The 6043-nt window shown below is 55.6% G+C and carries 5 protein-coding genes and 1 pseudogene; 5 read left to right on the top strand and 1 reads right to left on the bottom strand.

The genetic code is table 11. From position 1 onward, the window contains the following. Nucleotides 1-762 (bottom strand): TonB-dependent receptor plug domain-containing protein (locus tag Q0510_RS02135; protein WP_298707795.1); only part of this gene is annotated, 762 nt, incomplete at its 3' end. 485 nt (nt 763-1247) lie between these two features. Here Q0510_RS02135 and Q0510_RS02140 point away from each other — a divergent pair. The 5 genes and pseudogenes from Q0510_RS02140 to Q0510_RS02160 form a co-directional block, all read left to right on the top strand. Then, on the top strand, nt 1248-1964 hold the full coding sequence (locus Q0510_RS02140; RefSeq protein WP_298707797.1) for an alpha-L-fucosidase: 717 nt from the start codon (nt 1248-1250) through the stop codon (nt 1962-1964). Continuing rightward, nucleotides 1940-3226: a discoidin domain-containing protein gene (locus Q0510_RS02145; protein ID WP_298707799.1), complete on the top strand. Its 1287-nt coding sequence runs from the start codon at nt 1940-1942 to the stop codon at nt 3224-3226. Before Q0510_RS02140 ends, Q0510_RS02145 begins: the two co-directional genes overlap by 25 nt. A gap of 397 nt (nt 3227-3623) precedes the next feature. Beyond that, complete coding sequence (locus Q0510_RS02150) at nt 3624-4412, top strand: GNAT family N-acetyltransferase (protein WP_298707801.1); 789 nt, start codon at nt 3624-3626, stop codon at nt 4410-4412. Nucleotides 4413-4460: 48 nt separating this feature from the next. Then, nucleotides 4461-5657, top strand: a complete 1197-nt coding sequence (locus Q0510_RS02155) for an argininosuccinate synthase domain-containing protein (RefSeq protein ID WP_298707803.1) — start codon at nt 4461-4463, stop codon at nt 5655-5657. Nucleotides 5658-5661: 4 nt separating this feature from the next. Further along, nucleotides 5662-6043, top strand: a pseudogene (locus Q0510_RS02160) (N-acetyl-gamma-glutamyl-phosphate reductase); the annotation flags it as partial.

Below are 6043 nucleotides of genomic sequence, written 5' to 3' on the forward strand. Positions count from 1 at the left end.
CACGTCCTGGCCTATCTGGAAGGTAGTTTTGCCCGCGCGGCCTTTTTTGGTGGTGATAATCACCACGCCGGCAGACGCCTGGGAACCGTAGATCGCTGAAGCAGAAGCACCTTTGAGGATCTCCACGTTCTCGATATCGTTGGGGTTGAGGTCGGCGATACGGGAGGCGGCGTTATCCTGGCCGGAAGTGGCGCTGGTGCCGCCGCTGGCTGCCGAAACGACGTTTACGCCCGTGGAAGTCGCGCGGTTGGAAACGATAATGCCATCGATCACGAACAGCGGCTGGATCGTACCATAAATAGACGATACGCCGCGCAGTTTAATGGATAGGCCGCCGCCGGGCGCGCCGGAATTGGCTACGATATTGGCGCCGGTGATCTTGCCGCTCAGCGCCGCGTCAAAGGTTTGCGCGGGCGCGGCGCCGGCCAGTTCCTTGGCGGAAATGGTGGCCACCGAGTTGGCGGCGTTCCTTCTTTTTACCGTAGTGGCCAGGCCCGTCACGATCACTTCATCCAGTTTGGCGATGTCATCTTCCAGCACCACCTGCAGCGGAGCGGAAGGGTCCGCGATAACGGTGGCGGATTTGTAACCCGTAAAATTGATGGTGAGTTTGGTGCCGGGCGCCACATCGATTTCGAACCGGCCTTCGGTGTTGGTAACGGCGCCGGTACGCCCTTTCTGCACGGCAATGCTGGCTCCCGGGAGCGGATTTCCGGCCACATCCGTGACCCTTCCCTTAACGGTTTGATTTTGTGCTTGCATAACAAGCGGAAGTAACAGGCATAAGAGTGATAGGATGCCTTTGAGCTTTTTTCTCATTTGCGTTTTTTTTGATTGAAGCGATGAATCGTGTACCAGCGTATGGTATGTGTGATTGCATTATTTATCAGGAAGCATGGTCCTTTCGAATTGGCTGATATTTTATCCTTCAGGGTCAGATTAGATGTAAATGTAATCTCTGCCCCGCCTACAGGAATTTGAACGGTATTCGAGTTGCGCGATGTGCTGACTGAAGCGGCGGATTTCATGGCTGAAGGGAACGGAAGGAAGGACGAGGACAGAACCGCCATCGCTTCAGCGGTGAAAACGACGGGTTTGCGTTAATAAAACATCGTTTTGTGGGATGAACGGTAGATCAGAAGTCTGATTTTCATAGTATTTTAACTTTGATTCACAGGATATTGACAATGTTCGATAAATGGGCGGCAGGTTAGTATTTTACGATCATCACGTCTACAAACTGATCTATGAAAAAAATAATTCTTCTTGCACTCCTGCTGACCGGGAGCAAAGCATGGGCACAGCCGGAGATCAAACCGGTAGGAGCGCTGCCGTCGGCCGCGCAGGTGAAATGGCAGCAGCTGGAATATTACATGTTCATCCACTTCGGCCCGAATACCTTTACGGATAAGGAGTGGGGGCATGGGGATGAGGATCCCAAAGTCTTCAACCCCTCCGAACTGGACGCGCGCCAGTGGGCCCGCACGGCGAAGCTGGCGGGAATGAAAGGGATTATTATTACGGCGAAGCACCACGACGGGTTCTGCCTCTGGCCGAGTGAATACAGCAAGCACACCGTGCGCGAGAGCGCCTGGAAAAACGGGAAAGGCGATGTGCTGGCGGAACTGTCGGCCGCCTGCCGCGAATACGGCCTGCTGTTCGGCGTGTACCTTTCGCCGTGGGACCGTAACCACCCCGCTTACGGTACACCGGAATACAACCAGGTGTTCGCCAACCAGTTGCGGGAAGTGCATACCAAATACGGTGAGGTGTTCGAACAGTGGTTCGACGGTGCCAACGGCGAAGGCCCCAATGGCAAAAAACAGGTGTACGACTGGGACCTCTTCGAGGCCCCGGCTGCCGCTGGATCGGTAACGAGGAAGGATATGCGGGCACCACCAACTGGAGCACCCTCAACCGTGCGGACTTCAAGCCGGGCATGGGCGGCATCACGCAGATACTGAATAAAGGGCAGGAAGACGGCACGCATTGGGTGCCCGGCGAAGCCGACGTGTCTATCCGGCCGGGATGGTTCTACAGCGCGTCCACCGACAACAAGGTGAAAACGCTGCCCCACCTGCTGGATATCTACTACGGATCCGTTGGCCGCAATGCCAACCTGCTGCTGAATATTCCGGTAGACCGCCGCGGCCGCATCCATGCCACCGACTCCACGCGCCTGATGGAGCTGCGCCGCGCGCTGGATGAGGATTTCAAGCTGAACCTGGCCCGCAAGGCGCGGATCGCGGCTACGAATACCCGCAAGGACAACAGCATGACCAGCGCGGTATACCTGACCGACGGCAACTATAATACATATTGGGCTACGGAAGAAGGCAAAACCACGGGCGACATCACCCTGAGCTACGCCAGCCCGGTGACTTTCAACCGAATCTCGGTGCAGGAGTTCATTCCCCTGGGCCAGCGGGTACGGTCGTTTACGGTGAGCGTGCTGGAAGGGAAGGAGTGGAAAGAGATCGCGCGGGAAACGACCGTCGGCTACAAGCGCATTTTGCGCCTGCCGATGACCACGGCCAAAAGCATCCGCGTGAGCATCCTCGACGCCAAGGCGAGCCCCGTGATCAGCGAGGTGGCCCTGTACAGGGCGCCGGAGCTCATCGCCGACCCGATCATTACGCGGGATAAGGCGGGCATGGTGAGCATCAAAACGGAGTCGCCCGACCCGGTGATCCACTACACGACCGACGGTTCGGCGCCTACCACGGCGTCGCCGAAATACGACAAGCCTTTCGCTTTCCCGAACGCCGGTTCCGTTTCGGCCCGCGCTTTCGTGGACAAAGGCAAGAAGGCCAGCGCTTCCGTTATTCAGCGGCTGGGTATTGCGCCCGCCGGCTGGAAGGTGCTGACGCCGGGCGCCGAAGCGGCGATCGACGCTTCGCCCCGCGCCTGGACCACTAAGGAGAACGCCTATCCGGCCGAGCTGGTGGTGGACCTGGGCAAGGAGCAGAAGGTGAACGCGCTGGGCTATGTGCCGAACCCCCGTGGCGGCATCGTGTACCAATACGCCGTGTACCTGAGCGCCGACGGGAAGGATTGGGGCAAGGCCGTAGCGGAAGGGACGTTCGACAACGTGCAGAATAATCCGATTGAACAATACATAAGTATCTCATCAACAACAACTTGCAGATTCATCAAGTTTGTGGCCCTGGCGCCTGCGAGCGCGCAGGACACCCGGGTATCGGTGGCGGAGCTGGTGGTGTACTAACAGCACTGCCGGACGGCGCGGAAATTGGAAGGGAAACGCAGGCCTGGCCTGCGTTTCCCTTCTTGTTTTCAGGTCAAAAAAAAATCGGTTGCATAATTAAATATGTTATAACTTTGCATTTACTTTAAAACTAAAGACACTTTTTTATCACAATTTAACGTCGAACTGAAGTTGGAATATATCGCAACCCATACCAACGTTTTTGCTTTTCACCCTTCTCTTGAAGAGGGTGTTCATGCTATTGGGTTTCCTGTCTTTAGATATCTCTCCCGACGACCACGCATTTGATAGCGGCCACCCTGGTCATATAACCCATCCATGACTTCCGTCGTGGGCCTGTCCCGGCAATGGGATTACCAATTCAATTTATTGCATCACAATTTTCAATTGTAAAAAGTTGGAAAATAAAGATATCATCGTTCGGGCAGCTACTGCCGACGATAAGCATTATGCTACCACCATCACCGACGAGATGGAAGCTTCTGCTAAAGCACGTGGAACCGGCATTGCCAAACGTTCCCCCGAGTACGTGCAGCTGAAAATGGACGAAGGAAAGGCCGTGATCGCGCTTACCACATCGGGAGAATGGGTTGGTTTTTGTTATATCGAAGCCTGGGGGCACGATAAGTTCGTGGCCAACTCCGGCCTGATCGTCAACCCCGCCTTCCGGGGCCATGGCGTGGCGAAAGCTATTAAGGAGAAGATTTTCGAGCTGTCGCGCACCAAATACCCCGACGCAAAGATCTTCGGCCTCACCACCGGCCTGGCCGTGATGAAGATCAACTCCGACCTGGGCTATGAACCGGTAACTTATTCCGAGCTCACCGACGACGAGGAGTTCTGGAAAGGCTGCCGCAGCTGCGTGAATTACGATGTGCTCATGTCCAAAAACCGGAAAAACTGCCTCTGCACCGCCATGCTGTACGATCCGGTGGAAAAAGCGAAGGAGATCGAGGAAAGAGCCGCCAAGCTGCTGGCCGCCAAACAACCGCAGCCCGCTGCTGCCGCTGCTGCTGCAGTAGCCGTGGTGCCCGCTACCCGGAAACGGAAATTTAAAGGAAACTTTTCCCTCTTCGAGCGGTGGATGCGGTATAAAAAATACATATTGCTGAAAGCCGCCCGCAAATCCGGCAGCGGCGGAGCAGGCGCCTCCCGGAAAAGGTTCTTTCTTTTCAGCTGGCTGTAATCATTCAGAAACTATTTACGAATTACCAAATACAAGCAAAAAATTACCATGAGAAAAGTTGTACTGGGTTTCAGCGGAGGACTTGATACATCGTACTGCGTTAAATACCTGTCCGAAGAAAAAGGTTATGAAGTGCATTCCGTGATCGTGAATACGGGCGGTTTTACTGCGGAAGAATTGCAGGAGATCGAGAAACGCGCCTACAGTCTGGGTGTGAAAAGTCACAAGACCGTAGATGCGGTTCGCTCTTATTACGATAAAGTGATCCGCTACCTGGTATTTGGTAACGTACTGAAAAACAACACCTACCCCCTCAGCGTAAGCGCCGAGCGCATGAGCCAGGCCCTCGCCATCGCCGAATACGTGAAGGAAGTAGGGGCCGACGCCGTGGCGCATGGTTCCACCGGCGCGGGCAACGACCAGGTCCGCTTCGACATGATCTTCCACATCATGATCCCCGGCGTGGAAATCATCACTCCCATCCGCGACCTCAAACTGAGCCGCGAAGAGGAGATCGCTTACCTGCAGGCCAAAGGCGTGGAAATGAACTTCGCCAAAGCGATGTACTCCATCAACAAGGGCATCTGGGGTACTTCCGTAGGCGGTAAGGAAACGCTGACTTCCAACGGCATGCTGCCCGAAGAAGCCTGGCCCACCCAACTCACCAAAAACGATCCCGAGCAGGTCGTGCTTTCTTTCGAGAAGGGCGAGCTGACCGGCGTCAACGATAAAAAATTCGATCACCCGACCGACGCGATCGTGTACCTGCAAACGCTGGCCGGCGGTTTCGCCATCGGCCGCGACATCCACGTGGGCGACACCATCATCGGCATCAAAGGCCGCGTAGGCTTCGAAGCCGCCGCGCCCATGGTGATCCTCAAAGCACACCACGCCCTGGAAAAGCATGTGCTTTCCAAATGGCAGCTCACCTGGAAAGACCAGCTGGCTACCTTCTACGGCAACTGGATGCACGAAGGCCAGATCCTCGACCCCGTGATGCGCGACATCGAAGCGTACCTGCAGCACAGCCAGGAAAACGTAACCGGCAAGGTGTTTGTGAACCTGATGCCGTACCGTTTCCAGGTAACCGGCATCGAGTCGGCCTACGACCTGATGAGCAGCAAATTCGGCAAGTACGGTGAAATGAACAGCGGCTGGAGCGGAGACGATGTGAGAGGCTTCAGTAAGATTTTCGGAAACCAGACCATGATCTGGAACCAGGTTAACGAATCCAACAAAAAATAAAGGCATGAAAACGAGAAAGGCAGGCATTATCGGCGGGGCGGGATATACAGGCGGCGAGGCCATCAGGCTGCTGCTGAACCACCCCGATGTGGAACTGGCGTTTGTTCATTCCCGCAGCAATGCGGGCAATCCGCTCCATGCCGTCCACGGTGACCTCCTCGGCGAAACGGACCTCCTGTTTTCCGGCGAGATCGATAACACCGTAGACGTGATTTTCCTTTGCCTCGGCCACGGCGAATCCAAAAAGTTCCTGGAACAGAACGATATCGCCGCCTCCGTGAAAGTGGTGGACCTCAGCCAGGATTTCAGGCTGGGCGAAACGGTGAAAGACCGCACGTTCGTGTACGGCCTTCCCGAAGCCAACCGCGATGCCATCAGGCAGGCAT

The sequence above is a fragment of the uncultured Chitinophaga sp. genome (genome assembly GCF_937874145.1).
Lineage (GTDB): Bacteria > Bacteroidota > Bacteroidia > Chitinophagales > Chitinophagaceae > Chitinophaga.